This window comes from Agrococcus jejuensis (assembly GCF_007679035.1).
GTDB lineage: Bacteria > Actinomycetota > Actinomycetes > Actinomycetales > Microbacteriaceae > Agrococcus > Agrococcus jejuensis_A.
Map to the genome: position 1 here is coordinate 295,474 of NZ_VEFR01000001.1, position 26,494 is coordinate 321,967.

The 26,494-nt window shown below is 72.6% G+C and carries 22 protein-coding genes; 13 read left to right on the forward strand and 9 right to left on the reverse strand.

The features are described from left to right. Nucleotides 1-22 precede the first annotated feature (22 nt). Nucleotides 23-2,125, forward strand: a complete 2,103-nt coding sequence (locus FS793_RS01335) for a DNA gyrase/topoisomerase IV subunit B (protein WP_144717806.1) — start codon at nt 23-25, stop codon at nt 2,123-2,125. Nucleotides 2,126-2,131: 6 nt separating this feature from the next. Here the strand turns inward: FS793_RS01335 and FS793_RS01340 are convergent, their stop codons facing one another. Then, entirely contained in the window at nt 2,132-3,040 is a 909-nt protein-coding gene (locus tag FS793_RS01340) for a LysR family transcriptional regulator substrate-binding protein (RefSeq protein ID WP_144717808.1), read from the reverse strand. Nucleotides 3,041-3,111: 71 nt separating this feature from the next. On the opposite strand from FS793_RS01340, the gene FS793_RS01345 reads away from it, so the two are divergent. Beyond that, nucleotides 3,112-4,050: a DMT family transporter gene (locus FS793_RS01345; RefSeq protein WP_144717810.1), complete on the forward strand. Its 939-nt coding sequence runs from the start codon at nt 3,112-3,114 to the stop codon at nt 4,048-4,050. 9 nt (nt 4,051-4,059) lie between these two features. Here the strand turns inward: FS793_RS01345 and FS793_RS01350 are convergent, their stop codons facing one another. Beyond that, nucleotides 4,060-6,474 (reverse strand): DNA gyrase/topoisomerase IV subunit A, encoded by a 2,415-nt coding sequence (locus FS793_RS01350; protein ID WP_144717812.1) that lies wholly within the window; start codon nt 6,472-6,474, stop codon nt 4,060-4,062. Nucleotides 6,475-6,485: 11 nt separating this feature from the next. Between FS793_RS01350 and FS793_RS01355 the strand changes: the two genes are divergently transcribed. Further along, the gene (locus tag FS793_RS01355; protein ID WP_144717814.1) at nt 6,486-7,580 is read left to right on the forward strand and encodes an alkaline phosphatase family protein; all 1,095 of its coding nucleotides are present in this window, start codon (nt 6,486-6,488) and stop codon (nt 7,578-7,580) included. Further along, nucleotides 7,580-8,353, forward strand: coding sequence for a phosphatase PAP2 family protein (locus FS793_RS01360; protein WP_144717816.1), 774 nt, complete (start codon nt 7,580-7,582; stop codon nt 8,351-8,353). Before FS793_RS01355 ends, FS793_RS01360 begins: the two co-directional genes overlap by 1 nt. A gap of 29 nt (nt 8,354-8,382) precedes the next feature. Here FS793_RS01360 and FS793_RS01365 read toward each other — a convergent pair whose 3' ends face one another. The 3 genes from FS793_RS01365 to sepH all read right to left on the reverse strand — a co-directional run bounded on the left by FS793_RS01365 (nt 8,383) and on the right by sepH (nt 11,916). Beyond that, entirely contained in the window at nt 8,383-9,306 is a 924-nt protein-coding gene (locus tag FS793_RS01365) for an NAD(P)-dependent oxidoreductase (RefSeq protein ID WP_144717818.1), read from the reverse strand. Beyond that, nucleotides 9,303-10,661, reverse strand: coding sequence for an MFS transporter (locus tag FS793_RS01370; protein WP_144717820.1), 1,359 nt, complete (start codon nt 10,659-10,661; stop codon nt 9,303-9,305). The genes FS793_RS01365 and FS793_RS01370 overlap by 4 nt, the downstream gene beginning before the upstream one ends. A gap of 145 nt (nt 10,662-10,806) precedes the next feature. Further along, nucleotides 10,807-11,916 (reverse strand): septation protein SepH, encoded by a 1,110-nt coding sequence (sepH, locus tag FS793_RS01375; RefSeq protein WP_186329271.1) that lies wholly within the window; start codon nt 11,914-11,916, stop codon nt 10,807-10,809. 162 nt (nt 11,917-12,078) lie between these two features. Between sepH and FS793_RS01380 the strand changes: the two genes are divergently transcribed. Further along, entirely contained in the window at nt 12,079-12,366 is a 288-nt protein-coding gene (locus FS793_RS01380) for a DUF4193 domain-containing protein (RefSeq protein WP_092501522.1), read from the forward strand. 98 nt (nt 12,367-12,464) lie between these two features. On the opposite strand, the gene FS793_RS01385 is transcribed toward FS793_RS01380, so the two are convergent. Continuing rightward, nucleotides 12,465-12,902 carry a DUF3093 domain-containing protein gene (locus FS793_RS01385; RefSeq protein ID WP_186329272.1) on the reverse strand — a complete coding sequence of 146 codons (438 nt, stop codon included), beginning with the start codon at nt 12,900-12,902 and terminating at the stop codon, nt 12,465-12,467. 31 nt (nt 12,903-12,933) lie between these two features. On the opposite strand from FS793_RS01385, the gene dut reads away from it, so the two are divergent. From dut to FS793_RS01425, 8 genes are all read left to right on the forward strand, one after another. Next, entirely contained in the window at nt 12,934-13,380 is a 447-nt protein-coding gene (dut, locus tag FS793_RS01390; protein WP_144717826.1) for a dUTP diphosphatase, read from the forward strand. Continuing rightward, complete coding sequence (locus FS793_RS01395; RefSeq protein WP_144717828.1) at nt 13,373-13,960, forward strand: DUF3710 domain-containing protein; 588 nt, start codon at nt 13,373-13,375, stop codon at nt 13,958-13,960. The genes dut and FS793_RS01395 overlap by 8 nt, the downstream gene beginning before the upstream one ends. After that, nucleotides 13,957-14,700 carry a DUF3159 domain-containing protein gene (locus FS793_RS01400; protein ID WP_144717830.1) on the forward strand — a complete coding sequence of 248 codons (744 nt, stop codon included), beginning with the start codon at nt 13,957-13,959 and terminating at the stop codon, nt 14,698-14,700. Before FS793_RS01395 ends, FS793_RS01400 begins: the two co-directional genes overlap by 4 nt. A 157-nt stretch (nt 14,701-14,857) precedes the next feature. Continuing rightward, nucleotides 14,858-17,719 (forward strand): aconitate hydratase, encoded by a 2,862-nt coding sequence (locus FS793_RS01405; RefSeq protein WP_144717832.1) that lies wholly within the window; start codon nt 14,858-14,860, stop codon nt 17,717-17,719. Nucleotides 17,720-17,838: 119 nt separating this feature from the next. Continuing rightward, entirely contained in the window at nt 17,839-19,032 is a 1,194-nt protein-coding gene (locus FS793_RS01410; RefSeq protein ID WP_144717834.1) for an SPFH domain-containing protein, read from the forward strand. A 19-nt stretch (nt 19,033-19,051) separates the two neighbouring features. Beyond that, nucleotides 19,052-20,431, forward strand: coding sequence for a TFIIB-type zinc ribbon-containing protein (locus FS793_RS01415; protein WP_144717836.1), 1,380 nt, complete (start codon nt 19,052-19,054; stop codon nt 20,429-20,431). Nucleotides 20,432-20,436: 5 nt separating this feature from the next. Continuing rightward, on the forward strand, nt 20,437-20,727 hold the full coding sequence (locus FS793_RS01420) for a hypothetical protein (protein WP_144717838.1): 291 nt from the start codon (nt 20,437-20,439) through the stop codon (nt 20,725-20,727). A gap of 22 nt (nt 20,728-20,749) precedes the next feature. Continuing rightward, nucleotides 20,750-21,610: an ADP-dependent NAD(P)H-hydrate dehydratase gene (locus FS793_RS01425; protein ID WP_313959357.1), complete on the forward strand. Its 861-nt coding sequence runs from the start codon at nt 20,750-20,752 to the stop codon at nt 21,608-21,610. Here FS793_RS01425 and FS793_RS01430 read toward each other — a convergent pair. From FS793_RS01430 to FS793_RS01440, 3 genes are read right to left on the reverse strand one after another with little or no spacing between them, the layout of a single operon-like run. Continuing rightward, on the reverse strand, nt 21,571-23,094 hold the full coding sequence (locus FS793_RS01430; protein ID WP_144717840.1) for a DUF7059 domain-containing protein: 1,524 nt from the start codon (nt 23,092-23,094) through the stop codon (nt 21,571-21,573). The genes FS793_RS01425 and FS793_RS01430 overlap by 40 nt on opposite strands. Then, a complete protein-coding gene (locus tag FS793_RS01435; RefSeq protein WP_440130434.1) occupies nt 23,095-25,236 on the reverse strand; it encodes a 3-hydroxyacyl-CoA dehydrogenase NAD-binding domain-containing protein in 2,142 nt (713 codons plus the stop codon). Further along, nucleotides 25,233-26,444 carry a thiolase family protein gene (locus FS793_RS01440; RefSeq protein WP_144717842.1) on the reverse strand — a complete coding sequence of 404 codons (1,212 nt, stop codon included), beginning with the start codon at nt 26,442-26,444 and terminating at the stop codon, nt 25,233-25,235. The genes FS793_RS01435 and FS793_RS01440 overlap by 4 nt, the downstream gene beginning before the upstream one ends. Nucleotides 26,445-26,494 lie beyond the last annotated feature (50 nt).

Genomic DNA, 26,494 nt, shown 5'->3' on the forward strand with positions numbered 1-26,494 from the left:
ATGTCGAGCAGAAGGAGCATCCTTGGCGTCGAACGACTACACCGCCAGGCACCTGTCGGTCCTCGAGGGACTCGAGGCGGTGCGCAAGCGACCCGGCATGTACATCGGGTCGACCGACTCGCGCGGCCTCATGCACTGCCTGTGGGAGATCATCGACAACTCGGTCGACGAGGCGCTCGCAGGCCACGGCACGCGCATCGAGGTGCAGCTGCACGCCGACGGCTCCGTCGAGGTGCGCGACCGCGCCCGCGGCCTTCCCATCGACGTCGAGCCCCGCACGGGCCTCACGGGCGTCGAGGTGATCTTCACGAAGCTGCACGCGGGCGGCAAGTTCGGCGGCGGCGCCTACGCGTCGTCCGGCGGCCTGCACGGCGTCGGCGCCTCCGTCGTCAACGCCCTGTCCGAGCGCCTCGACGTCGAGGTCGATCGCGACGGCGCGACGTGGGCGATGAGCTTCCACCGCGGCGAGCCCGGCGAGTTCCTCGACGGGAAGGACGAGGCGTCGCCGACCGCGACGTTCGTGCCGTTCGTCGACGGCTCGCGCCTGCGCAAGGTCGGCAAGGTCGCGAAGGGCGTCACCGGCACGCGCGTGCGCTACTGGGCAGACCCGCAGATCTTCACGCGCGACGCCGCCTTCCAGCTCGACGGGCTCGTGCGCCGCGCGCGCCAGACCGCGTTCCTCGTGCCGGGCCTCGAGCTCGAGATCGCCGACGACCGCACCCCCCTCGCCGAGGGCGAGGCGGCGGCCGACCGCATCCAGACCTTCCGCTACGACGGCGGCATCTCGGAGTTCGTCGACTTCCTCGCCCCCGACCCGTCGCTCACGGCCACGTGGCGCATCCAGGGCGAGGGCGGCTTCGCCGAGACCGTGCCCGTGCTCGACGAGCAGACGGGCCACATGGTCTCGCGCGAGGTGCAGAGAACGTGCGAGGTCGACATCGCCATGCGATGGGGCACCGGCTACGAGACCGTCGTGCAGTCGTACGTCAACATCATCGCGACACCCAAGGGCGGCACGCACCAGACGGGCTTCGACCAGGCACTCACGAAGGTGCTGCGCGACCAGGTCGCCGCGAACGCCCGCCGCCTCAAGGCCGGCACCGACAAGCTCGAGAAGGACGACATCTCGGCGGGCCTCACCGCCGTCGTGACCGTGCGCCTGCCCGAGCCGCAGTTCGAGGGCCAGACGAAGGAGGTGCTCGGCACGCCCGCCGTGCGCCAGGTCGTCTCGAAGGTGCTCACGCAGGGCCTGCTCGACCGCTTCACGTCTGCCAAGCGCGACGACAAGGCGCAGTCGGGGCTCGTGCTCGAGAAGGTCGTCTCGGAGATGAAGGCGCGCCTCTCGGCCCGCCAGCTCAAGGAGACGCAGCGCCGCAAGACGGCGCTCGAGTCCTCCTCGCTGCCGCCCAAGCTCGCCGACTGCCGCTCGTCGGACACGACGCAGAACGAGCTGTTCATCGTCGAGGGCGACTCGGCGCTCGGCACCGCCAAGCCCGCGCGCGACTCCGAGTTCCAGGCGATCCTGCCCATCCGGGGCAAGATCCTCAACGTGCAGAAGGCCTCGATGGCCGACATGCTCGCGAACGCCGAGTGCGCCGCGATCCTGCAGGTCATCGGCGCGGGCTCCGGCCGCACGTTCGAGCTCGAGGCCGCCCGGTACGGCAAGGTCATCATCCTGTCCGACGCCGACGTCGACGGCGCGCACATCCGCACGCTGCTGCTCACGCTGCTGCATCGCTACGCGCGTCCGCTCATCGAGGGCGGCCGCGTCTTCGCCGCCGTGCCGCCGCTGCACCGCACCGTGGTGAAGGCGCGCGGCCGCACGCCCGGCGAGGTCGTCTACACGTACTCCGACGCCGAGAACACGGCGCTGCAGGCGCGGCTCGCGAAGCAGGGCCGCACGTTCGACAAGCCGCAGCGCTACAAGGGCCTCGGCGAGATGGACGTCGACCAGCTGGCCGAGACGACGATGGATCGCCGCAAGCGCACGCTGCGCCGCGTGACCATCACCGACACGGAGCGCGCGACCGAGGTCTTCGAGCTGCTCATGGGCAACGACGTCGCCCCGCGCAAGGAGTTCATCGTGAACGCGCCCGGCTTCGACCGCGAGCGCATCGACGTCTGACCCGGGTCAGGGCGCGGCGCTCGACGCCCGTGCCGCCACGGCGACGAGCGCCTCGATCGTGCGGCGCACCGCGGCGGATGCGAGCGCGTCGGGCCTCGCCAGGGCGTCGACGTGCCGCACCAGGTCGACGTCGGCGAGGCGACGCAGCACCACCCCGTCGGTCGCGAGCGACCGCGCCGCCGCGCTCGGCATGATCGCGATCGCAGCACCCGCGCGCACGACCTCGGCCGTCACCGAGAAGTCGTTGATGCGGTGCAGGATGCGCGGCGGTCGCGCTGCGACGGCGCCGACGTGCGCGATGACCCCCGCGAGCGGGAACCCCTCGTGCACCGACACCCACGGCTCGTCGGCGACGTCCGCGGCCGTCAGGCGACCGCGGGCGGCGAGCGGATGCGTCGTGGGCATCGCGACCGCGAGGGGCTCGGCGAGCAGCGGCGTCGCGACGACGCGATCGCGCGGCCACTCGGCATCGTGCGACAGGCGGTGCGCGACGACGACGTCGTGGTCGAGCGTGAGCGCGGGGAAGTCGCGATGGGCGACGTCGGCGTCGGTGAGCAGCAGCGACGGGCCGTCGGCGACCGCACGCAGCAATGGGCCGAAGAGCATGAGCCCCGCGCTCTGGAACGCCGAGACGCGCACCGGACGCGCGACGTCGTCGACGAACGCGCCGACGGCCTCGCGGGCGCCGACGAGCGCCTCCTCGACGCGAACGCCGGCGGCGGCGAGCGCCTCGCCGGCGGGCGTCAGCACGAGCACGCGACCGCGTCGCATCGTGAGCGGCACGGGGGAGCGCGACTGCAGCACGGCCAGTTGCTGCGAGACGGCCGAGGCCGAGACGTGCTGCGCTGCCGCGACGGCGGCGACGCTGCCGCGTGCGGCGAGCTCGCGGAGGAGGCGCAGGTGCATGGGATCCATGAGGCTGACCTTACGGGTTCGTGAAGACACTGGCCGTTGCTCTCCCGCGTCTGCGCGGCGAGCGTAGGAGCATGCCCCGCTCCCGCATCCCCGAGTCGGTCGTCGACCTGCTGCTCGTGGCGGTGGCGGCGGTCTGGGGCGCGAGCTTCCTCGTCGCGAAGGAGCTGACGAGCGAGGTCGGCGTCGCCTCGACGCTCGCACTGCGCTTCCTCGCGGCGGCCGTCGGCCTCGCGCTCCTGTGCCTCGTCCGTCGCGAGCGACTGCCGCGCGGTCGAGGCCTCGCGATCGCGGCGGCGCTCGGCTGCTCCCAGGCGCTCGTCATCGGTCTCGAGACGTGGGGCGTGCACCGCACGTCGGCGACCAACGCCGGCCTGCTCATCAGCCTCGCGCTCGTGTGCACGCCCGCGCTCGAGAGCGTCGCGTCGCGATCGTGGCTGCCGCGCTCGTACTTCGTCGCCGCGGTCGCCGCCGTCGTCGGCGTGGCGCTGCTCGTCTCCGACGGCGGCCTCCGCATGCCGACCGTCGGCGATCTCCTCGTGATCCTCGCGGCGGTCGTGCGCGCGCTGCACGTCACGGCGAGCGCGCGCCTGACCCGCACGCGCACCGACTCGACGCTCGGCGTCGTCATGGTGCAGCTCGTGGTGTGCGCCGTCGTCTCCTGCGCGATCGCCGGCCCGCCGCTCGGCGACGCCGCAGCGCGGCTCTCGCCCGGCGGATGGGCGAGCGTCGCCTTCCTCGGTCTGCTGTGCTCGGTCTTCGCGTTCGTCGTGCAGCTGTGGGCCGTGCGCCGGACGTCGGCGACGCGCGCGAGCATCCTCATGGGCACCGAGCCCGTCTGGGCACTCGCGGCGGGCGTCGCGCTCGGCGGCGAGTCGCTGGCGCCCATCGGGCTCGCGGGCGCCGCGCTCATCGTCGCGGCGTCGTACGCGGGCCAGGCGATCGAGCGTCGGCATCGCCGCGCACAGGATGCGCCAGGCGTCGACGAGGAGCGGCTGACGACCGCGGCCTGACGGCCGCGGTCAGCTGCCGAGCGTCGTGCCGATCGCTCCGATGGGCTGCTCGACGGCGATGCCCGAGCCGGTGCGGGTCGTCGGCTCCGGCAGCGCGCGCTGGCTGCCGTCGCTGCCGACCGCGAGCGGCGCCGTGCCCGCCCATGCCGCGGCCAGGGTCGTCTCGCCCTTGAGGAAGCGGTGGCCGGCGACGCCGCCCGTCGCGCGCCCCTTCGCCGGGAACTCGTCGATGAGCGACACCTTCACGCGCGCGTCGTCGAGGCCCGCGAGCGTCTCGGCCGCCGCGGTCACCGTGACGATCGCCGCAGCGTCGGTCGCGACGCCTGCGAACAGCACGGTGGCGTCGCCCTTGAGCGAGATGCCCTTCATGCCCGCGGCGCCAGGCCCCTGCGGGTTGACGTCCTTCGCCTTGAAGCGCAGCACCTGCGCGTCGGAGGCGACGAGCACGACCCAGTCGTCGTCGGTCGCGTGCCCGACGCCCACGACGCGGTCCTTGGGCTTCAGCGCGATGATCTCGGTCTCGTCGCGGTCGGCGAGCGCCGACGGCAGCGTGCGCTTGACGGTGCCCTGCGCGGTCGCGACGAGGATCGGCCGCTCGTCGGCGAGCGACACGATCGAGACGACGTCCTCGCCGCGCTCGAGCGCCACGAGGTCCTTGACCTTGAGGCCGGCGGTGAGGCCGATCGAGGTGGCCGGCACCGACGGCAGGTCGACGGGCGTCGTGCGCAGCACGCGACCCGCGGTCGTCACGACGCCGAACGCGCCGCGCGTCGTGGTGCGCACCTCGGCGCGGATGGCGTCGTGCCGCGAGCGCCGAGCCGGCGCGGGCAGCGGCTCGGTCGTGTCGACGCGCACGAGGCGGCCCGTCGCCGACAGCACGACGGCGGTCGGCTCGTCCGCGACCTCGAGCTGCGCCTGCTGCGCCTTCGTCGTGGCCTTGGGGCGCGCCTCCGTCAGCAGCGTGCGGCGCGGCGTGCCGAAGCGCTCCGCGACGTCGTCGAGCTCGTCGGCGACGACGCGGTTCAGCAGGCTGCGGTCGGCGAGGATGCGCTCGAGCTCGGCGATGCGCCGCCGCAGCTCGTCGGCCTCCTGCTCGAGCTCGATGCGCGAGAACCGCGTGAGGCGGCGCAGACGCAGCTCGAGGATGTACTCGGCCTGCGCCTCCGACAGGTCGAAGACGTCCTGCAGGCGCGTGCGCGCCTGGCCGGCGTCCTCGCTCGTGCGGATGACCTGGATGACCTCGTCGATGTCGACGATCGCGATGAGCAGGCCCTCGACGAGGTGCAGGCGATCCTTCGCCTTCTGCAGCCGGAAGGCGCTGCGACGTCGCACGACCCGCAGGCGGTGGTCGAGGTAGACGCGCAGCAGGTCGACGAGCCCGAGGGTGCGGGGCGTGCCGTCGACGAGCGCGACGGCATTGATCGAGAACCCGTCCTCGAGCGGCGTGACGCGGTAGAGCTGCTCGAGCACCGCCTCGGGGCTGAAGCCCGTCTTCACGTCGACGACGAGGCGCAGGCCGTGCTTGCGGTCGGTGAGGTCCTGCACGTCGGAGAGCCCCTGGAGGCGCTTCGACTGCACGCCGTCCTTGATCTTCTCGATGACGCGCTCGGGCCCCACGAGGTAGGGCAGCTCGGTGAACACGAGCTGCGACCTGCGACCCGTGCGCTCGATCGACACGCGTGCGCGGGTCTTGAACGAGCCGCGGCCCGTCGCGTAGGCGTCGCGCACGCCGTCGAGGCCCGCGATGATGCCGCCGCCGGGCAGGTCGGGACCGGGCACGAACGCCATGAGGTCGTCGACGGTGGCATCGGGATGCTCGAGCAGGTGCTTCGCGGCCTGCACGATCTCGACGAGGTTGTGCGGCGCCATGTTCGTCGCCATGCCGACGGCGATGCCGGCGGCGCCGTTCACGAGCAGGTTCGGATACGAGGCGGGCAGCACGACCGGCTGCTGGAACTCGCCGTCGTAGTTCGGCTCGAAGTCGACGACGTCCTCGTCGAGGCCGGCCGTGAGCGAGAGCCCTGCGGCGTCGAGGCGCGCCTCCGTGTAGCGCGACGCGGCGGGACCGTCGTCGAGCGAGCCGAAGTTGCCGTGGCCGTCGACGAGCGGCACGCGCATCGTGAAGGGCTGCGCGAGGCGCACGAGCGCGTCGTAGATGGGGGAGTCGCCGTGGGGGTGGAGCTTGCCCATGACGTCGCCGACGACGCGCGCCGACTTCACGTGGCCACGATCGGGCGTGAGCCCCATCTCGGCCATCTGGAAGAGGATGCGCCGCTGCACGGGCTTGAGCCCGTCGCGCGCGTCGGGCAGGGCGCGCGTGTAGATGACGGAGTAGGCGTACTCGAGGAAGGAACCCTGCATCTCGGTCGCGACATCGACGTCTTCGATGCGCTCGCCGTCGGAGGGTGCTGCGATGTCGGTCATAGGCTGTCCAGATGCTACCTGCGGCCAGCCCTGCCGGCGTGCGCCTCGCCGACGTGCTCGCCTCCCAGGTGCTCTCGGCGACCGGCGCACGCAACGCCCTCGGCCTGCCGCGTGCGCGTCGCAGCGTGCTCGTCGTCGTCGACGGCCTCGGGGTCGCCAACCTGAACGCGAGGGCGGGACACGCGCGCACGCTCGTCGCCGGGCCGCGCAAGGGCATCGTGTCGGGCTTCCCGACGACGACCGCCGCGGCGCTCACGTCGCTGTACACCGGCACGGCGCCGGGCACGCACGGCATCGTCGGCTACGACGCGCTCGTGCCCGGCGTCGGCGTGCGCAACCAGCTGCGCGACTGGGGTGCCGACATGGAGCCCGAGACGTGGCAGCGCAGCGCCCCGCTGCTCGCCGACGTGCCCAGCACGGTCGTCAACGAGCCTCGCTACGTGGACTCGGGCTTCACCCGCGCCACGCTGCGCGGCGCCGACTACGTCGCCGCCCGCACCATCGACGACCGCATCGACGCCGCGATCGAGGCCGTGCACGCCCGTGACGGCATCGTGAGCTGCTACGTGCCCGACCTCGACCGCATCGGCCACGAGCGCGGCTGGCAGTCGGATGCATGGATCGACGCGCTCGAGCGCCTCGACGGCGCGATCGCGCGGCTCGCCGATCGCATCCCGGCCGGCGCCGGCATCCTCGTCACCGCCGACCACGGCATGGTCGACGTGCCCGAGCACCGCCACGTCGTCGTGCCCCCCGCGCTGCTCGACGGCGTCGCGCACGTCGCGGGGGAGCCGCGCTGCCTGCAGCTGCACCGCGACCCGTCGTGGAGCGGCTGGGAGGCGACCGTCGCGGCGTGGCGCGCGGCGTTCGACGACGTCGCATGGGTCGCGACGCGCGACGAGCTCGTCGCGTCGGGCTGGCTGGGCGACGTCGACGACGCGGTGCTGCCGCGCATCGGCGACCTCGTGGTCGCGATGCGCGGCAGCGGCGCGCTGTACGTGCGCGAGGACGACCCGGCGCGCGGGATGGTGGGCCAGCACGGCTCGTTCACGTCGGAGGAGCTGCGCGTGCCGCTCGTGCGCCTCGGCGCCTACTCGGGGTCCTGATGGCGCAGGCGGAGGTGCAACAGCCGGCGCGCGGCTGGCACGCGCGCCTCATCGTCGAGGAGCGGTACCGGACGCGCGCCCAGCGGCGGCGGCTGCTGGTGCTCGCCGCCGTGCTCATGGGCGTGGGGCTCGTCGGCTTCGCCGTCCTGCTCGCCGCCGTCGTGCCCACCCGCGGCCCGCTGCCGGTGGACCAGGCGGTCGACGCCTGGCTCGACGAGCGGCGCACGACCGGGCTCACGAGCGTCTCGACGGTGCTGGCGCTCGGCTTCGGCCCCATCGGCATGCCGATCGTCGTGCTCGTGACGCTCGCGATCTGGATCTGGCGCGCCCGCCACCTGTGGCGGCCGCTGCTCATCGCCGGCGGCATGCTCGTCGGCGTCGCCCTCGCGCAGGGCATCGCGCCGCTCGTGCAGCGTCCCAGGCCGCCGGCCGCGGAGATGCTCCTCGACGTCGACCGCACCTTCTCGTTCCCGTCGGGCCACGTGCTCGGGATGTCCGACTTCTTCCTGCTGACGGCCTTCCTGCTCGCGAGCCGCATCGCCGGGCGGTGGGTCACGGTGCTCGCGACGACCCTCGCCGTGCTGCTCGTCGCCGCGCAGGCAGCGAGCAGGCTGTACCTCGGCTACCACTGGCTCACCGACGTCAGCGCGTCCGTCGCGCTGTCGCTCGTCGTCGTCGGGGCGATCGTCGCCCTCGACACGCGGAGGACGGTGCGCGTCGAGGGCGAGCGGATCGACGGACCGCTCTCCGCGCCGCAGCACGACGGCACCTGACGATCCGGGATCGTCGCATGCCGTCGGCGCTACGCGTCGGTGGACGGGTCGAAGCCCTCGAGCGTGCCGTCGGGCGATGCGAAGCGCGCGACGAGCGTGCAGTCGAGGGCGCCGAGGCCCTCGGCCTGCAGCGCGCGCAGCTGCTCGAGCACGATGCGCGCCGCCGGCACGTGGACGCCCGTCTCGTCGGCGCCCGTGACGGCGAGCGACAGGTCCTTCTCGGCGAGGTCGGTCGAGAACCCCGGCGCGAAGCCGCGGTTCGCGGGGCTCGAGTCGACGATGCCGGGCACGGGGTACCACGTGCGCAGCGGCCACGAGTCGCCCGACGAGACGCTCGCGACGTCCCAGAACGCCTGCGGGTCGAGCCCGAGGTGCCTCGCGAGCTGCGAGCCCTCCGAGACGGCGAGCATGCCGATGCCGAGCATCATGTTGTTCACGAGCTTCGCGGCGATGCCGTGCGTCGCGGGACCGACCGCGATCGTCGAGCCCGCGAAGGGCTCGACGACGAGCGCCGCGTCGGCGACGTCGACCGTCTCGCCGCCGAGCATGACGGTGAGCGTGCCGGCCTCGGCGCCGCTCACGCCGCCCGACACCGGGGCGTCGACGAAGCGGTGGCCGCGTGCGACCGACTGCTCGTGGCACCACCGCGACGTCGCGACGTCGACCGTCGAGGTGTCGAGCACGAGCGTGCCGGGTCGCGCATGCGCCCACGCGCCGTCGGGGCCGTCGAGCACCTGCCGCACGTGCTCGCCCTTCGGCAGGCTCAGCACGACGACGTCGGCGTCGCGCACGGCGTCGGCGACCGACGCGGCCGCGACGATGCCGTGCGCGACGGCCGCGTCGACCAGCGCGGGCACGACGTCGACGCCGCGCACGTCCTGCCCTGCGGCGGCGAGATGCGCGGACATGCGTCCGCCCATCGCGCCGAGGCCGATCCAGGCGACGACGCTCATGCCTCGCCCCGCTCGGCCACGAGGCGCCGACGGTCCTCCTCGTCGACGGCGCGCAGCGACGTGCCCTTCGTCTCGCGCATGACGAGCACGGCGATGAACGTGACGGCGGCGGCGCACGCGAGGTAGATCGCGATCGGCACGGAGCTGCCCGCGGCGCTCAGCAGCGCGACGGCGATGATCGGCGCGAGGGATCCCGCGAGGATCGACGTCACCTGGTAGCCGAACGAGACGCCCGAGTAGCGCATGCGCGTCGGGAACATCTCGGCCATGATCGCCGGCTGCGGCGCGTACATGAACGAGTGGATGACGAGGCCGAGGCACACGGCGGCGATGATGATCGCCGGCTGCTCGGTGTCGAACATCGGGAAGGCGACGAAGCCCCATCCTGCCGCGAGCACGGCACCGATGCCCGACAGCGGTCGCCTGCCGACGCGATCGGAGAGGAAGCCGACGCACGGCACGACGAGCATGTGCAGCACGTGCGCCGCGAGCATGAACCGCAGGATCGACGCGGTGTCGTAGCCGTGCTGCGTCGCGAGGTAGGTGATCGAGAACGTGACGACGAGGTAGTACATGATGTTCTCGCCGAACCTCAGGCCCATGGCCGTGAGCACGCCGCGGGGGTAGCGGCGCAGCACCTCGAAGACGCCGTACGACTGCGCCTTCGACTCGGCGACCTCCGCCTTGACCTCCTGGAAGATCGGGGCGTCGTCGATGCGGGTGCGGATGTAGTAGCCGATGATCACGATGACGACCGACAGCCAGAACGCGACGCGCCAGCCCCAGCCGAGGAACTGATCCTCGGGCAGCGTGCTCGAGAGGATGAGCAGCACGATCGTCGCGAGCAGGTTGCCGATCGGCACGGCCGCCTGCGGGAAGCTCGACCAGAAGCCGCGCGAGCGGTCGGGGGAGTGCTCGGCCACGAGCAGCACGCCGCCGCCCCACTCGCCGCCGACGGCGAAGCCCTGCACGAAGCGCAGGAGCACGAGCAGCGCCGGCGCGAGGAACCCGACCTGGTCGAAGGTGGGCAGGCAGCCCATGAGGAACGTCGCGGCGCCGACCATGACGATCGCGAGCTGCAGCAGGCGCTTGCGGCCGTACTTGTCGCCGAAGTGCCCGAACACGATGCCGCCGAGCGGGCGGGCGACGAAGCCCACCGAGTAGGTCGCGAACGCCGAGAGGATCGGCACGAGCGGATCGTCGGTCTGCGGGAAGAAGATGAGGTTGAACACGAGCGTCGCAGCGCTCGCGTACAGGAAGAACTCGTACCACTCGACGACGGTGCCCGCCATCGAGGCGGTCACCACCCGTCGCAGTCCGCCGGGCTTGGTCGTCGTCGTCGTCGACGCGGTCATGCCTACCTCCTCGTAGGGCCAACGCTGGTCGCGAGCCACGGTACCTGACCGCTCGTTCAGGTCGCCGGAGGCGTGCACAGGTGCCGCGACGCGACGATGCCCGCCGCGCGAGGCGACGGGCATCGGTGGGGATGCGGCGAGGGCGTCAGGCGGGCTCGTCGTCGCCGCGGGCGCCGAAGACGATCTCGTCCCAGCTCGGCATCGACTGGCGGCTGCCGCGCTTGGTGCGACCGCCCGAGAGCGGGCTCGTGTGGTGCACGCCCGGCTGCTCGTCGTCCTTCGCAGGCTCCGCGGGTGCGTCGAAGAGCGTGTCCTGGCTCTTGGGCAGGTCGGGGACGGTGCCCGTCTCGGCCTGCTGCAGCGCTGCCTCCCGCTCGCCGCGTCGGCGTCGCAGCGCCTCGAGCAGGTCGGCGGTGTGGTTCGGCGCCTGCGCGGGACGGGCCGTCGACACGGCGGCCTCGACGACCGCCGCCGGCTGCCCCTGGGCGGCGTCGCGCAGCACCGGGTTCGGCGTCACGGGCTTCGACGGCCCCTGCTGGCCGACGCGGAACGCGCCGGAGTCGAAGCGCTCGCCCTCGACGCGCGGCTGCGGCCTCGTCTGCTGCGGCGCGGGCTCCTGCGGCGCGGCCTCGACCGAGGCGGGCCCGACGGGCGCCTGCTGCTGCTGCTGGTGGTCGACGGCCCGCAGGCGCGGCATGAGCACCGTGGAGGCGTCGCCGCGCGTGCTGAGCGCCGTGGCCTCCTTGTCGCGCGGCGTCAGCGCCGCCTTGCGCGGCTCGAAGGTCCAGGTCGCGACGTGGTCGATGCCCTGCGCGTGGAAGCGCAGTCGCACGACCCACGCTCCGGCGCCCTCGCGCCATGCGAACCAGGCCTCCTCGCTGGCGCCGAGGTCCTGCAGGCGCGCCTCGAGGGCGTCGCCGAACGTCGTCTCCTTCGCCAGCGGATCGATGTCGCCCGAGGCGACGGCGACCTGCAGCGCCTGGTCGAGCACGTGGTCGCGCTCGGCGACGACGGGGCCCTCGAAGCGGCGCACGAACTCGAGGTCCTCGCCGGTCTCGGCGGCGACCTCCTCGGCGGTCTGGCCGCCGCGCAGCGCCGTCTGGATCTCGCGCGGCGAGGCCTTGCGCTGCGACGGCTGCGCCTTGGGCCTCGGCAGGTCCGGCAGCGCCGCGACGTCGATCGCGAAGCGCGCGCCGTCGGCGGCCTCCACGACGAGCAGGTCGTCCTCGACCCCGATCACACTGAGCTTGTCCATGCGCCTCACGTCCCGGTCCATCAGGTCTCCGTCAGCATCCCACCGTCGTCGGATCGGACGCGGGAATGACCGTGGCGTGCCGCGAGTTGCAATCGACGGATCGAACGTGCAGACTGTGCGCCGAATCCCCCGAACACTGGCCGAAGGAACGCTGAGCACGCAATGGCAACCGACTACGACGCACCGCGCAAGAACGACGACGACGCGGAGTCGATCGAGGCGCTCAAGGAGCGCGTCCCCGCCAAGGCGCAGACGGCCACCGATGACGACGCCGACAACCCCGGCAGCTTCGATCTGTCGGCCGCAGACCTGTCGGACGTCGAGCTCGAGACGATCGTGCTGCCGGCGCAGGAGGACGAGTTCACCTGCGTGAGCTGCTTCCTCGTGAAGCACCGTCTGCAGTTCGACCACGAGTCGAAGCTGGGCCCGATCTGCAAGGAGTGCGCATAGCGCACGGGGACGCACGCGTGACGCCCTGAGCGAACGACGCGCAGCGCGAAGGCCGCCTCCCTCGGGAGGCGGCCTTCGTCGCGTCGGGCGTCGAGCGGTCAGGCCCGCGCGTCGCGGATCGCGGCGGCGAGCGCCTCGGGTCGTCGCGTCGACAGCACCCACGCCGACGTCGGGTCCGCGTCGTCGACGACGGGGATGCGCACGAGCAGCGGCGCCCACGGCACGGTCGAGTGGAACGCGCGCGCATCCCAGTCGGCGTGCAGCAGGGCGTAGGAGCCTGCGCGGTCGAGCACCTGCGGCTCGCCGAGGGCCGCGAGCGGGATGCGCGCCCGCCCGGCCGAGAGCGTGGCGTCGTCGACGGCGACCACGGGGGCGGCCACGACGAGCGCGCCCGCGATGCCGAGGTACAGGACGATGGCGACGATCCACCCCCACACGGGGTCGATCGGCAGGAAGACGAGCACGGCCGCCGGCACGACGAGCAGGCAGACGGCGAACAGCCAGACGGGTGGCAGGAGACGCTCACGATGACGCACCCCTCCATCCTGCCCGCTAGCCTTGGCTCCCGTGGACGAGGTCGAGGTGCTCATCGTCGGCGAGCCGCCGACATACGCGCATCCTGGCGACGCGGGTGCCGACCTGCACGCCGCGGAGGCGATCACGCTGCAGCCGGGGGAGCGAGCCATGGTCGGCACGGGTGTGCGCATCGCGCTGCCCGACGGCCACGTGGCGTTCGTGGTCCCGCGCAGCGGCCTGGCCGCCAAGCACGGGATCACGATCGTGAACGCGCCCGGCACCGTGGATGCGGGCTACCGCGGCGAGATCAAGGTCATCCTGCTCAACACGGGCAGCGAGCCCCACGGCATCGCGGTGGGCGATCGCATCGCGCAGGTGATCGTGCAGCGCATCGAGCGCGCGCGCTTCGTGCAGGTCGACGAGCTGCCCGGCTCCGACCGCGGCGAGGGCGGCTTCGGCTCGAGCGGGTTCGGACGGACGAAGGAGACGCATGCCTGACGAGATCGACGACCAGCTCGACGAGGAGTCGTACGAGAAGAGCGCGCCCGAGGATCGCGACGAGGCGGGACCGCTCGACGAGGCCGAGGCGCCCGTGCGCCCGTACATCGACCTCGGCGGCCTGCGCATCGTGCCCCGCCAGGGCCTGCAGATGCGGCTCGAGGTCGAGGAGGCGACGAAGCGCGTCGTGGCCGTGACCCTCGAGCACGACGGCTCGACCGTGCAGCTGCAGCCGTTCGCGGCGCCGCGCTCCGAGGGCATCTGGGGCGCCGTGCGCGCCGTGGTGTCGGAGCAGCTCACGCGCCAGGGCGCGACGGTCGAGGAGGCCGACGGGCTGCTCGGTCCCGAGCTGCGCTGCACGCTGCAGCCCGGCCCCGACGGCCAGCCGCGCGCCGTGCGCGTCGTGGGCGTCGACGGCCCGCGCTGGATGCTGCAGGGCATCGTCGGGGGCAAGGCCGCGACCGACGACGACGCCGTCGCCGGCATCGTCGAGATCTACCGCTCGACGGTCGTGTGCCGTGGCGAGACGCCGATGCCCCCGCGCGAGCTCATCCCGCTCCACGCGCCCAAGCCCGCATGACCGACGCGCAGCGACCGGCCGACGACGCCGAGGGCGTCGAGCGCGATCGCGCCGACGAGGCGATCGCGAACGCGATCCGTTCGTCGAAGCTGGGCCACATCGCCCCCGGAGAGGCGCCCTCGGGCGGCGCGATCCTGCGGGCGATGGGCGGCGTGCGCGGCATCGTCGAGTCGCTGCTGCCCGGCCTGCTGTTCCTCGTGCTCTTCACGATCACGCAGGACGTGTGGATCTCGGTGCTCGTGCCGCTCGCCGTGTCGGTCGTGGCGGTGCTGCTGCGCGTGCTCACGAAGGGGCAGCCGGTGCTGGCCTTCGCCGGTCTCATCGGCGTCGGCATCTCGGCGGCCGTCGCCCTCTTCACGGGCAACGCCAACGACAACTTCCTCTGGGGCTTCATCGTCAACTCGCTCGGCGTCGTCGCCCTGACGATCTCGCTCATCGCGCGACGGCCGCTCATCGGCCTCATCGCGGGCGGGCTCACGAGCACGCCCTACGCCTGGCGCACCGAGCCGGCGCGCAGGGCCGTGGCCGTGCGCGCGACGATCCTGTGGATCTGCGTGCTCGCCGCGCGCCTCGCGGTGCAGGTGCCGCTCTACGCGGCCGAGGCCACGCAGGCGCTCGCCACGACGAAGCTGCTCATGGGCGTGCCCCTCTACGGCGCAGCGCTGTGGGTCACGTGGCTCATGGTGCGCGCCGTGCCCGAGCCCGAGGCCGAGCAGCGCGACGCGCCCGCATCCGCCTGACGCGGCCCGCGACACGCCCGCATCCGCCGGTCGGGCGCGCGGTCGCCGCTCGGACGGCGTAGGATGTCTTGACGTCAAGATACTTTCGGCCGCGGCCTCCAGCCCGCGGCTATGCTCGGACGCGCACAGCGTCAGGACGATCGTGTGGGGAGTCACCGTGTCGGCAGTGGACAGCTTCGGAGCCCGCAGCACCCTTCAGGTGGGCGGCCAGGACTACGAGATCTTCAGGATCGACCAGGTCGAGGGGCACGAGTCGCTGCCGTTCTCGCTCAAGGTCCTCCTCGAGAACCTCCTGCGCACCGAGGACGGTGCGAACGTGACGAAGGCGCAGATCGAGGCGCTCGGCGCGTGGAAGGCCGATGCCGACCCCGACACCGAGATCCAGTTCACGCCCGCTCGCGTCGTGATGCAGGACTTCACGGGCGTGCCCTGCATCGTCGACCTCGCCACGATGCGCGAGGCCGTGACGACGCTCGGCGGCGACCCCGACAGGATCAACCCGCTCTCGCCCGCCGAGATGGTCATCGACCACTCGGTCATCGCCGACCTCTTCGGCACCGAGAACGCGCTCGAGCGCAACGTCGAGATCGAGTACGAGCGCAACGGCGAGCGCTACCAGTTCCTGCGCTGGGGCCAGACCGCCTTCCAGGACTTCAAGGTCGTGCCGCCCGGCACCGGCATCGTGCACCAGGTGAACATCGAGCACCTCGCGAAGGTCGTCTACGACCGCACCGTCGACGGCGTGCTGCGCGCCTACCCCGACACGTGCGTCGGCACCGACTCGCACACGACGATGGTCAACGGCCTCGGCGTGCTCGGCTGGGGCGTCGGCGGCATCGAGGCCGAGGCCGCGATGCTCGGCCAGTCCGTCTCGATGCTCATCCCGCGCGTCGTCGGCTTCAAGCTCACGGGCGACATCCCGGCGGGCGTCACGGCGACCGACGTCGTGCTCACGATCACCGACATGCTGCGCCAGCACGGCGTCGTCGGCAAGTTCGTCGAGTTCTATGGCGAGGGCGTCGCCTCGGTGCCGCTCGCGAACCGCGCGACGATCGGCAACATGAGCCCCGAGTTCGGCTCGACGGCCGCGATGTTCCCCATCGACGACGTCACGCTCGACTACCTGCGCCTGACCGGCCGCGACGAGCAGACCGTCGCGCTCGTCGAGTCGTACGCCAAGGAGCAGAAGCTCTGGCACGACCCGTCGCGCGAGCTGCGCTTCTCGGAGTTCATGGAGCTCGACCTCTCGACGGTCGTGCCCTCGATCGCGGGCCCGAAGCGTCCGCAGGACCGCATCCTGCTGTCGGAGTCGAAGTCGCAGTTCGAGCGCGACGTGCTCAACTACGTCGCCGGCGGCTCGACCGACGAGGCGACGGCCGACGTCGTCGACGCGGCCTCGATGGACTCGTTCCCCGCCTCCGACCCCGGCATCGTCCCCGGCGACGAGCACGAGCACCACGAGCACGTCGCGACGAAGGTCGCCCCGCTGCGCTCGGGATCGTTCGCCGGCGCCTCGACGCCCGCGCACGTCACGACGCCCGACGGCCTCGAGTACGAGCTCGACAACGGCGCCGTGACCCTCGCGGCCATCACGTCGTGCACGAACACGTCGAACCCGTCGGTCATGATCGCCGCGGGCCTCGTCGCCCGCAAGGCGCGCGCCAAGGGCCTGGACCGCAAGCCGTGGGTCAAGACGACGCTCGGCCCGGGCTCGAAGGTCGTCACCGACTACTACGAGAAGTCCGGCCTCGACGAGGACCTCGAGGGCATCGGCTTCTACACGGTCGGCTACGGCTGCACCATCTGCATCGGCAACTCGGGCCCCATGATCGAGGAGGTCTCGGAGGCGATCAACGCCAACGACCTCGCCGTCGCCGCCGTGCTCTCGGGCAACCGCAACTTCGAGGGCCGCATCAGCCCCGACGTGAAGATGAACTACCTCGCGTCGCCGCCGCTCGTGGTCGCCTACGCGCTCGCCGGCTCGATGCACTTCGACTTCGAGTCCGACGCGCTCGGCACCGACCAGGACGGTCAGGACGTCTTCCTCAAGGACATCTGGCCCACCCCCGACGAGGTGCAGGAGATCATCGACTCGTCGATCTCGCGCGAGCAGTTCATCACGCAGTACGCCACCGTCTTCGACGGCGACGAGCGCTGGAAGAGCCTGCCGACGCCCGAGGGCCCCATCTTCGAGTGGGACGAGGACTCGACCTACGTCCGCAAGGCGCCGTACTTCGACGACATGACGATGGAGCTCACGCCCGTCGCCGACATCCACGGCGCGCGCGTCATGGCCGCGCTCGGCGACTCGGTCACGACCGATCACATCAGCCCCGCAGGCAACATCAAGGCGGGCACGCCCGCCGCGCAGTACCTCACGGAGCACGGCGTCGGCCAGCGCGACTTCAACTCGTACGGCTCGCGCCGCGGCAACCACGAGGTCATGATCCGCGGCACGTTCGCGAACATCCGCCTCCGCAACCAGCTCACGGCAGCGGTCAACGACGGCAAGGCCGTCGAGGGCGGCTACACGCGTGACTTCACGAAGCCCGAGGGCCCGCAGTCGTTCATCTACGACGCGTGCCAGTCGTACGCCGAGCAGGACACCCCGCTCGTCGTCTTCGGTGGCAAGGAGTACGGCTCGGGCTCGAGCCGCGACTGGGCCGCGAAGGGCACGCGCCTGCTGGGCGTCAAGGCCGTCATCACCGAGTCGTTCGAGCGCATCCACCGCTCGAACCTCATCGGCATGGGCGTCGTGCCGCTGCAGTTCCCGGCGGGCGAGTCGTGGGAGTCGCTGGGCCTCGACGGTACCGAGGTCGTGTCGATCACGGGCCTCGAGCAGCTCAACGATGGCGTGACGCCGAAGACCGTGCGCGTCACGGCCACGCCGAGCGAGCACTCCGCCGCCGGCAAGGAGCCGATCGAGTTCGACGCGGTCGTGCGCATCGACACCCCGGGCGAGGCGGACTACTACCGCAACGGCGGCATCCTGCAGTACGTGCTGCGCTCGCTCGTCTGAGCGTTCGTCCCGCGCCGAGGCGCAGGGAGGCGTGACCCCCGCAGGCTCCCAGCCTGCGGGGGTCTCGTCGTCGTAGCCTGGGCGCGAGCGCGACGACCGCGCCGAGCGAGGGAGACGACATGGGCCTCTTCAGGGCAACGCTGGACGCGGCGGGCGGCGTGCTCGCCGACCAGTGGAAGGACTTCCTCACCGTCCCCGAGGGCCTGAGCCCGACCGCTGCGCTCTTCGCCGCCGTGCCGCGCGGCCAGAACGCCGGCCGCGGCTCGAACACGTCCGCCTCCGACGGCATCATCACGAACGGCTCGCGCATCGTCGTGCCCGAGGGCTACGGCCTGCTGCTCATGCAGGAGGGCGCCATCACGGGCTTCGCCTCGATGCCGGGCGGCTACGAGTGGCGCACCGATGCGCAGGAGTCGCAGTCGATCTTCGCAGGCGACGACCTCATCGGCTCGCTCGTGCGCACGTCGTGGGAGCGCTTCAAGTTCGGAGGCCGCCCCGCCGCGCAGCAGCAGGCGTTCTTCGTGAGCCTCAAGGAGCTGCCGAACAACCGCTTCGGCACGCAGTCGGAGATCTACTGGGACGACGCCTACATGGGCGCGCAGGTCGGCGCGGTGACGCGAGGCACGTACACGCTGCAGATCGTCGACCCCATCCTCTTCGTGAAGTCGTTCGTGCCGGCGTCGTACCTGCGTCCCGGCGTCGTGTTCGACTTCGCGGACCTCGAGAACGATGCCGCCGCACAGCTCTTCAACGAGGTCGTCGCGTCGCTCGCACCCGCGTTCTCGATGTACACGAACGATCCCGCGAAGGGGAATCGCATCACGCGCATCCAGCAGGACTCGCTCGGCTTCGCGCAGAGCCTGTCGGCAGCCGTCGAGCAGGGCTATCGCTGGACGACCGACCGCGGCATCACGATCGTGAAGACCGCGATCGTCGCGATCGAGTACGACGCGCAGACGCGCGAGCTGCTGCGCAACGTGCAGCGTGCGGATGCGCTGTCGGGCCAGCGCGGGAACGCGAACCTGCAGGCGTCGGTCGCGCAGGGCTTCGAGTCGGCGGGGGAGACCCAGGGCACGGGCGGCATCCTCGGCATGGGCATCGCGGCGGGCTCCGCTGGCCTCGGCGGTCTGCAGCAGCCCGTGCCGGCGCAGCCGGCCCCGCAGCAGGCGGCGCCAGCGCAGGCCTCCGCGCCCGCAGCCCAGGGCGACGAGGACCCTGTGGCGGTGCTGACGCGCGCGAAGGCGATGCTCGACGCCGGCCTCATCACGCCCGAGGACTACGAGGCAGCGAAGGCGAAGGCGCTCGGGCTCTGACGCCCGCGCACGCAGACGCATGACCCTGCCACCCCCGCAGGCGCCGCCGCCCGGACCCTCGGGCGGCGGCGCGCCGCAGCCGCATCCACCGCACCCGCGCGCCGTGCCGGTCGTGCCGCGGCAGCCCCTGCCGCCGCCGAACCCGACGCAGCGCCTGTCGGCACCCGCCGCGGCCGCGGCCGCGCCGCAGGTGCCGACCGAGCTCGCGCTGCCGCCGCAGGGGCCGCAGACGCAGAACGAGCGGCTGCAGGACGGCATCAACCGCTGCCCGCGCTGCGGCTCGACCGACATCCGCCTCGCGATGCAGGGCGGCATGCTGCGGTGCGGCTACTGCCGCAACGAGTGGTCGGAGGAGCGGGTCGAGGAGCGCCTGGGTCTCGGCGAGGGCATCCGCGACCTGCGCGGCACGCTCGTCGCATCGGGGGCGCAGGACATCCGGCCCGACGTCTCGAGCATCCTCACGATCGCGTGCGCGGGCTGCGGCGCCGAGGTCGTCATCGACACGAACGACGCCATGAGCGCGCGCTGCCACTGGTGCAGGCAGCGGCTCGACGTCAACCGCCAGATCCCCAACGGCGCCGTGCCCGACGCCGTGCTGCCCTTCGCGCTGCCGCACGCCGAGGCCGTCGCGCGCATCCGCGCCTTCGCCGAGGCCCGTCGCGGCTTCGCGCACGCGCGCTTCAAGGCGGAGTTCGCGCCCGAGAACGTCGTGGGCGTCTACCTGCCGTACATGGTGGTCGACGCGCACGCGTCGACGCGCCTCGAGGGTCTCGGCGAGGTCGAGACGCGGCGCTACACGCGCGGCACGAAGAACAACCGGCGCACGTACTACGACGCCGACGTGGTGCGCGTGCGGCGAGCCGTCGACTTCACGGTCGACGACCTCACGCTCGAGTCCTCGGCCGAGCGGTCGAACCTCGACGTGCACCGGTCGACGAACAACATCGTGAACTCGATCCTGCCGTTCGACACGAAGAACGCCGTCGACTGGAACGCGGCCTACCTCGCGGGGTTCACGTCGGAGCGGCGCGACCAGGACGTGCGCGCGATGCATCCGCGGCTCGAGGACCAGCTCATGTCCGTCGGTCGCGCGCAGGTGCGGGGCACGCTCGGCGCCTTCGACCGCGGCGTGCGGTGGGAGACCGAGGCGCTCGACGTGCACGGCACGCGCTGGGTCGCCATGTACCTGCCGGTGTGGCTGTACTCCTACCACCACGTCGAGGGCGGGCAGGGCATGGTGCACTACGTCGCCGTCAACGGGCGCACGGGCGAGACGATGGGCAGCATCCCGCTGGCCAAGGGGAGGCTGCTCGCCGTCGCGATCGGCGTGGGTCTGCTCGTCGAGGCGCTCGTCGTGCCCATCGTGGCCGCGACCGTGTTCGCGTCGGTGTGGCGGTGACGGGCATGGACGCTCTCGCGCAGGTCGCGGCGGTCGTCGCGTCGTCGGACGGCGAGGGGTTCCTGCTCGCGCTCCTCGCCGCGGGACCCGCCGTGGGCATCGCGATCTACACGACCGTGCACCGCCGCTACCGCAACCAGGACAAGACGCACGTGTTCGAGCAGGAGACGCACATCGCCGCGGCGCCCGTGCAGGGCGACGACGTGAAGGTCGACGAGGTGAAGGGCACGCGTCGCCGCCGCATCGAGGGCGACGTCGCCGACCAGCACCGCATGCGCGTGCGGCGCGTGCCGTAGCCTCCGACGAGAGGAGGTCACCGTGGTCTGGAGCGTCGACGACGCACGTGCGTGGCTGCGCATGCCGCAGGCTGCCGACGACAAGTACGCCCGCGGCGTCGTGGGGCTCGTGACCGGGTCCGACGCGTATCCCGGCGCCGCCGTGCTGGGCGTCGAGGCCGCGCATCGCTCGGGTGCCGGGATGGTGCGCTACGTCGGGCCGCGGCGCGCGGCAGACCTCGTGCTCGCGCGCCGCCCCGAGACCGTCGCGGGCACGGGTCGCGTGCAGGCGTGGGTGCTCGGCTCGGGCACGGATGCCTCGCACCGGTCCGCGTCGCTCCGCTCGACGCTGCACGGGGCGCTCGCCGACGGCGTGCCGGCGGTGCTCGACGCCGGGGCGCTCGACCTCGTGCGCGTCGGTGCGGGGCCGAGGCTCCTGACGCCGCATGCGGGTGAGCTGCGCACCCTGCTCGCGGCGTCCGGCGTCGACGTCGAGCGCTCCGCGATCGCGTCGGACCCGGAGCGATGGGCGCGCGAGGCGGCGAGCCGCACGGGCACGACGGTGCTGCTCAAGGGCGCCCGCACGGTCGTCACCGACGGCGAGCGCGTCGTGGTCGTCGAGGCGCCCACGCACTGGCTCGCGACCGCGGGCACGGGCGACGTGCTCGCGGGCGTCGCCGGCTCGCTGCTCGCAGCGCGTGCCGACGCCGTGCTCGCCGATCCCGCGTCGCTCGTCGACCTCGGCGCGACGGCCGCGTGGCTGCACGGCGAGGCGGGTGCTCGCGCGTCGCGGGGCGGACCGCTCGTCGCGCTCGAGGTCGCCGAGCACGTCGCCGACGTCGTGCGCGACGTGCTCGCCGACGATCAGCCGGCGTCGTCCTCCGGGTCCGCCTCCGCGAGGTAGCCGCGGATCCACAGCTCGCGGACCGCGGGCAGCGCCTCCGACGAGAGCGCCGTGGCGTCGACGTCGAGCAGCGAGGCGATGGCGTCGAGGATCGCGCCCACCGACAGCTCGCCGTCGCACGCGCCCACGAGCGCGGCGACCGCCGTGTCCACCTGGGTCGTGCGGCCGAGCGACCCGCCCTGAGTCAGCTCGATGACGGTCGGACCCGTCGCGCCTGGCCGCAGATGGCGCAGCTCCGTGACGTCGGCCTGCGCGACGAGGTGCAGGTCGCGCAGCGCGTCGTCGTCGAGTGCGGCGAGGCGCTCCTGCACCTCGATCGACGCCTGGAGGTGCGCGCCGGCATGCTCGAGACCGATCGCATGGCCGACGTGCTCGACGCGGATGCGCGGAGCGAGGGCGCCGTCGCGGGCCTGCGCAGCGACCCAGCCGAGGCCGATCGACCGCACGCCGCGCGCGGCGAAGTCGTCGAGCCAGGTCGTCAGCAGCGGGGCGTGGTCGTCGTCGCCGGGTCGCGTGCCGCCATCGCGCAGCCACAGCTCGGCGTAGCGCACGACGTCGAGCGACTCGCGCTCGAGCACCCAGCCGTCCACGCCGCCGGCGTCGAGCCAGCCGCGCACGCGATCGAGGCCCGCAGCACCGGCGAGCGACTCCCAGTTGCCGAGCAGGCGCGCGGCACCACCGGGCGCGAGGTGCGCACCCAGGGCCTCGACGACCTCCTGCATGAGCGCGTCGCCCGTGCGGCCGCCGTCGCGATACTCGTAGGCCGGCACGCCCTCGGCGCGCGGCGTGATGACGAAGGGCGGGTTCGACGCCACGAGGTCGAAGCGCTCGCCCGCGACGGGATCCCAGAGGTCGCCCTGTCGCGTCTCGACGCGGTCGACGCCGTTCAGCGCGCACGTCAGGCGCGTCATGGCGAGCGCACGCTCGGAGAGGTCGGTCGCGACGACGCGGTCGGCGAGGCGCGCGAGGTGCAGCGAGACGATCCCGCATCCCGAGCCGAGGTCGAGGGCCGATCCGGCGCGCACGGGCGGCAGGATCGCCGCGAGCGTGCGGGCCGCGCCGCCGACGCCGAGCACGTGGTCGGGCCGCAGCGGATGCACGCCCGAGAGCTCGTCGAGGTCGCTCGCGATCCACCACTCGCCCGACCCGAGCGCGTCGCGGAACGCGTACGGCCGGATCGTCAGCAGGGGAGCGACGTCGTCGCCGCGGCGCTCGACGATCCCGAGGCTCTCGGCGCCGGCGACGCCGACCGTCGGCAGCGCCGCGGCGGCGGCCTCGACGGGCACGGCGTCGCCGAGCCAGAGCAACCGCACGAGCGTCGCGAGCGGGTCGGACGCGTCCCCGAGCGCGCGGCGTGCGGGCGTCGCCACCATGCGTGCGAGCGCATCCGACGCATCCGCCCCGACGCGCGCCGAGACGCCCCCGCCCACGTACCCGGCGGTGGCCAGGTCGTGGGCGAGGGCGTCGACGCGGGCGCGATCCACCTAGGCGGCCGGGCCCGCGATGCGCGGCTCGTGGAACGCGCCGCCGAACGCACGCTCCGAGGCGCCCTCGCGGTCGAGGTACGGCGTGATGCCGCCCATCTGGAAGGGCCAGCCCGCGCCCAGGATCATGCAGAGGTCGATGTCCTCGGCTCCCACGACGACCTCGTCCTCGAGCATCCGGTGGATCTCGTCGGCGAGGCCGACCTCGAGCCGCTCCCGCAGCTGCTCGGCGGTGGAGGGCGTCGCGCCCTTCGGCGTGTGCTTCCTGACGATCGCGACGGCCCGCTTGTCGATGCCCTTCGCCTCGCCCTTGCGGTCCTTCTCGAGCAGCACGTTCGCCTCGGCCAGCTCATGGAGCGCCTTCGACTCGAAGAAGCGGTCGGGGAAGGCGCCGTGGTGCGTGTCGAGCACGTGCGCGCCGACCTTGAGGCCCACGAGGTCGAGCAGCACGAACGGATCCATCGGCAGGCCGAACGGCTGCTGCGCCGCGACGACCGTCTCGAAGGGCGTGCCCTGCTCGACGGCGTGCATCGCCTCGCCCAGCAGCTTCGCGAGCACGCGGTTCACGACGAAGCCGGGGGTGTCGCGCGTGATGACGGCGGTCTTCCTCAGGTCCTTCGCGACCCGCATCGCAGTCGCGAGCGCCGCGTCGTCGGTCGCCGGCGTGCGCACGACCTCGATGAGCGGCATGACGGCCACGGGGTTGAAGAAGTGGAAGCCGACGAGGCGCTCGGGATGCGCGAGGCGCGCGCCGATCGACTCGACCGAGAGGCTCGAGGTGTTCGTCGCGATGATCGCCTCGGGGCTCAGGTGCGGCTCGACCTCGGCGAAGACCTGCTGCTTGACGCCCAGCTCCTCGAAGACGGCCTCGATGACCCAGTCGCAGTCGGCGAAGTCGGCCTTGTCGACCGTGCCCGACAGCAGCCCCGAGAGTCGGTTGGCCGTGTCGCCGTCGAGGCGACCCTTCTCCTGCAGGCCTGCGAGCTCCGTGCGGATGCCCGCGAGCGCCGCATCCACGCGACCCTGGTCGAGGTCGGTGATGACGACGGGCACCTGCAGACGGCGCAGGAACAGCAGCGCGAACTGGCTCGCCATGAGGCCGGCGCCGATGATGCCGACCTTCGTGACGGGGCGAGCGAGCTCCTTGTCGGGCGCGCCGGCGGGGCGCTTCGCACGCTTCTGCACGAGGTCGAACGCGTAGATCGACGCGTGGAACTGGTCGGAGGCGATGAGCTCGGTGAGCGCGGCGTCCTCGGCGGCGAACGCCTCGGCGCGCGAGGCCTTCTTCGCGCCCTGCAGCAGCTCGAGCGCCTTGTAGGGGGCGAGGGCGACGGTGCCGATCCTCGACTCGAGCGACTTGCGCGCGATGCCGATCGCCACGTCCCACTTCACGGCGCGCTCGAGTCGGCCGGGCGAGTTCGGACGCTCGACCTTCGCGCCACCGAGCACGCCGTCGGCCCAGGCGAGCGACTGCTCGAGGAACGACGGGGCGCCGAACATCGCATCGGCGATGCCGAGCTCGAGCACCTGCTCCGGCTTCAGCACGCGGTTCTGCTTCAGCGGGTTCTCGATGACGACCTTGAGCGCGTGCTCGATGCCGATGAGGTTCGGCAGCAGGTAGGCACCGCCCCAGCCGGGGATCAGGCCGAGGAACACCTCGGGCAGCGCGACGGCGGGCGCCGTGGCGTTGATGGTGCGGTAGTCGGCGTTGAGGCCGATCTCGAGGCCGCCGCCGAGGGCGAGGCCGTTGATGAACACGAACGTCGGCACCCCGGCCTCGTGCAGCAGGCCGAGCACGCGGTGGCCGAGGCGACCGAGCTCCGCGCCCGTCTCGCGGTCGGGCAGCAGCCCGACGTTCGACAGGTCGGCGCCGGCGGCGAGGAAGTACGGCTTGCCCGTGACCGCGATCGCGTCGATCTGGCCCGCGGCGGCACGGCCGCGCTGCGCCTCGAGCACGTCACCGAGCTCGAAGAGCGTCGCGGGGCCCAGCGTCGACGGACGCGTGTGGTCGCGACCGTTGTCGAGCGTCACGAGCGCGATCGTGCGACCGGATGCGAGGGCGACGTCGCGCACGTACGAGTGCGTGACGACCTCGTCGAACTGCGCCGCTGCGAGGCGCGGGAACTCGTCGGCGATGCTCACTTGCGCTTCCTTCCGGTGAAGTGGGGGTTCTCCCAGATGACGGTGCCGCCCTGGCCGAGGCCGACGCACATGGCCGTGAGGCCGTAGCGCACCTCGGGGTGCTGCTCGAACTGCCGGGCGAGCTGCACCATGAGGCGCACGCCGCTCGACGCGAGCGGGTGGCCGATTGCGATCGCGCCGCCGTAGGGGTTGACGCGCGGGTCGTCGTCGTCGATGCCGAAGTGGTCGGTGAACGACAGCACCTGCACCGCGAAGGCCTCGTTGAGCTCGAACAGGCCGATGTCGTCGATCGACAGGCCGGCCTTGCGCAGCGCCTTCTCGGTGCTCGGCACGGGGCCGATGCCCATGATCTCGGGGTCGACGCCGGCGAACCCGAACGAGACCAGGCGCATCTTCGTCTGCAGGCCCAGCTCCTTCGCGGCATCCGACGACGCGAGGATCGACATCGTCGCGCCGTCGTTGAGGCCGGATGCGTTGCCCGCGGTGACGCGACCGAACTCGCGGAACGGCGTCTTGAGGGTGCTGAGGCCCTCCATCGTCGTCTCGGGGCGCGGCGCCTCGTCGGCGGTCGCGAGCCCCCAGCCCTCGGCCGTCTGCAGCGCGACCGGCACGAGGTCGGGGGAGATGTCGCCTGCGGCGAGGGCCGCCGCGTACTTCTGCTGGCTGCGCAGCGCGTAGCGGTCGGCGCGCTCCTTCGTGAGGTGCGGGAACCGGTCGTGGATGCGCTCGGCCGTCTTGCCCATGTTGAGGGCGTCGGCCGAGACCATGCGCTCCGCGACGAATCGCGGGTTCGGGTCGGCGTCCAGGCCCATGGGGTGACGCCCCATGTGCTCGACGCCGCCCGCGATCGCCACGTCGTAGCCGCCGAGCGCGATGCCGCCCGCGACGGCCGTCACGGCCGTCATGGCGCCCGCGCACATGCGGTCGATCGCGTAGCCGGGGACCGACTTCGGCAGCCCGGCGAGCATGCCCACCGTGCGGCCGAGCGTGAGCCCCTGGTCGCCCGTCTGGGTCGTCGCCGCGACGGCGACCTCGTCGATCCGATCGGTCGGCAGCGACGGGTTCCGCTCGAGGAGCCCGACGAGCGCCTTCACGGCGAGGTCGTCGGCCCGCGTCTGCCAGTACATGCCCTTCTCGCCCGCACGCCCGAACGGGGTGCGAACGCCGTCGACGAACACGACGTCGTGTGCCACTGAAGCCTCCTGCATGGGTGGATGCACGTCACGGTGCACGCTCGAGCCTAGGGAGGGTCGCTGCG

What these genes read in the sequence shown, in the direction of transcription:
- FS793_RS01340 (WP_144717808.1), bottom strand. Translation starts at nt 3,040, where the DNA reads ATGGATCCCATGCACCTGCGCCTCCTCCGCGAGCTCGCCGCACGCGGC.
- FS793_RS01345 (WP_144717810.1), top strand. Translation starts at nt 3,112, where the DNA reads ATGCCCCGCTCCCGCATCCCCGAGTCGGTCGTCGACCTGCTGCTCGTG.
- FS793_RS01350 (WP_144717812.1), bottom strand. Translation starts at nt 6,474, where the DNA reads ATGACCGACATCGCAGCACCCTCCGACGGCGAGCGCATCGAAGACGTC.
- FS793_RS01355 (WP_144717814.1), top strand. Translation starts at nt 6,486, where the DNA reads ATGCTACCTGCGGCCAGCCCTGCCGGCGTGCGCCTCGCCGACGTGCTC.
- FS793_RS01360 (WP_144717816.1), top strand. Translation starts at nt 7,580, where the DNA reads ATGGCGCAGGCGGAGGTGCAACAGCCGGCGCGCGGCTGGCACGCGCGC.
- FS793_RS01365 (WP_144717818.1), bottom strand. Translation starts at nt 9,306, where the DNA reads ATGAGCGTCGTCGCCTGGATCGGCCTCGGCGCGATGGGCGGACGCATG.
- FS793_RS01370 (WP_144717820.1), bottom strand. Translation starts at nt 10,661, where the DNA reads ATGACCGCGTCGACGACGACGACGACCAAGCCCGGCGGACTGCGACGG.
- sepH (WP_186329271.1), bottom strand. Translation starts at nt 11,916, where the DNA reads ATGGACAAGCTCAGTGTGATCGGGGTCGAGGACGACCTGCTCGTCGTG.
- FS793_RS01380 (WP_092501522.1), top strand. Translation starts at nt 12,079, where the DNA reads ATGGCAACCGACTACGACGCACCGCGCAAGAACGACGACGACGCGGAG.
- FS793_RS01395 (WP_144717828.1), top strand. Translation starts at nt 13,373, where the DNA reads ATGCCTGACGAGATCGACGACCAGCTCGACGAGGAGTCGTACGAGAAG.
- FS793_RS01400 (WP_144717830.1), top strand. Translation starts at nt 13,957, where the DNA reads ATGACCGACGCGCAGCGACCGGCCGACGACGCCGAGGGCGTCGAGCGC.
- FS793_RS01410 (WP_144717834.1), top strand. Translation starts at nt 17,839, where the DNA reads ATGGGCCTCTTCAGGGCAACGCTGGACGCGGCGGGCGGCGTGCTCGCC.
- FS793_RS01415 (WP_144717836.1), top strand. Translation starts at nt 19,052, where the DNA reads ATGACCCTGCCACCCCCGCAGGCGCCGCCGCCCGGACCCTCGGGCGGC.
- FS793_RS01420 (WP_144717838.1), top strand. Translation starts at nt 20,437, where the DNA reads ATGGACGCTCTCGCGCAGGTCGCGGCGGTCGTCGCGTCGTCGGACGGC.
- FS793_RS01440 (WP_144717842.1), bottom strand. Translation starts at nt 26,444, where the DNA reads ATGCAGGAGGCTTCAGTGGCACACGACGTCGTGTTCGTCGACGGCGTT.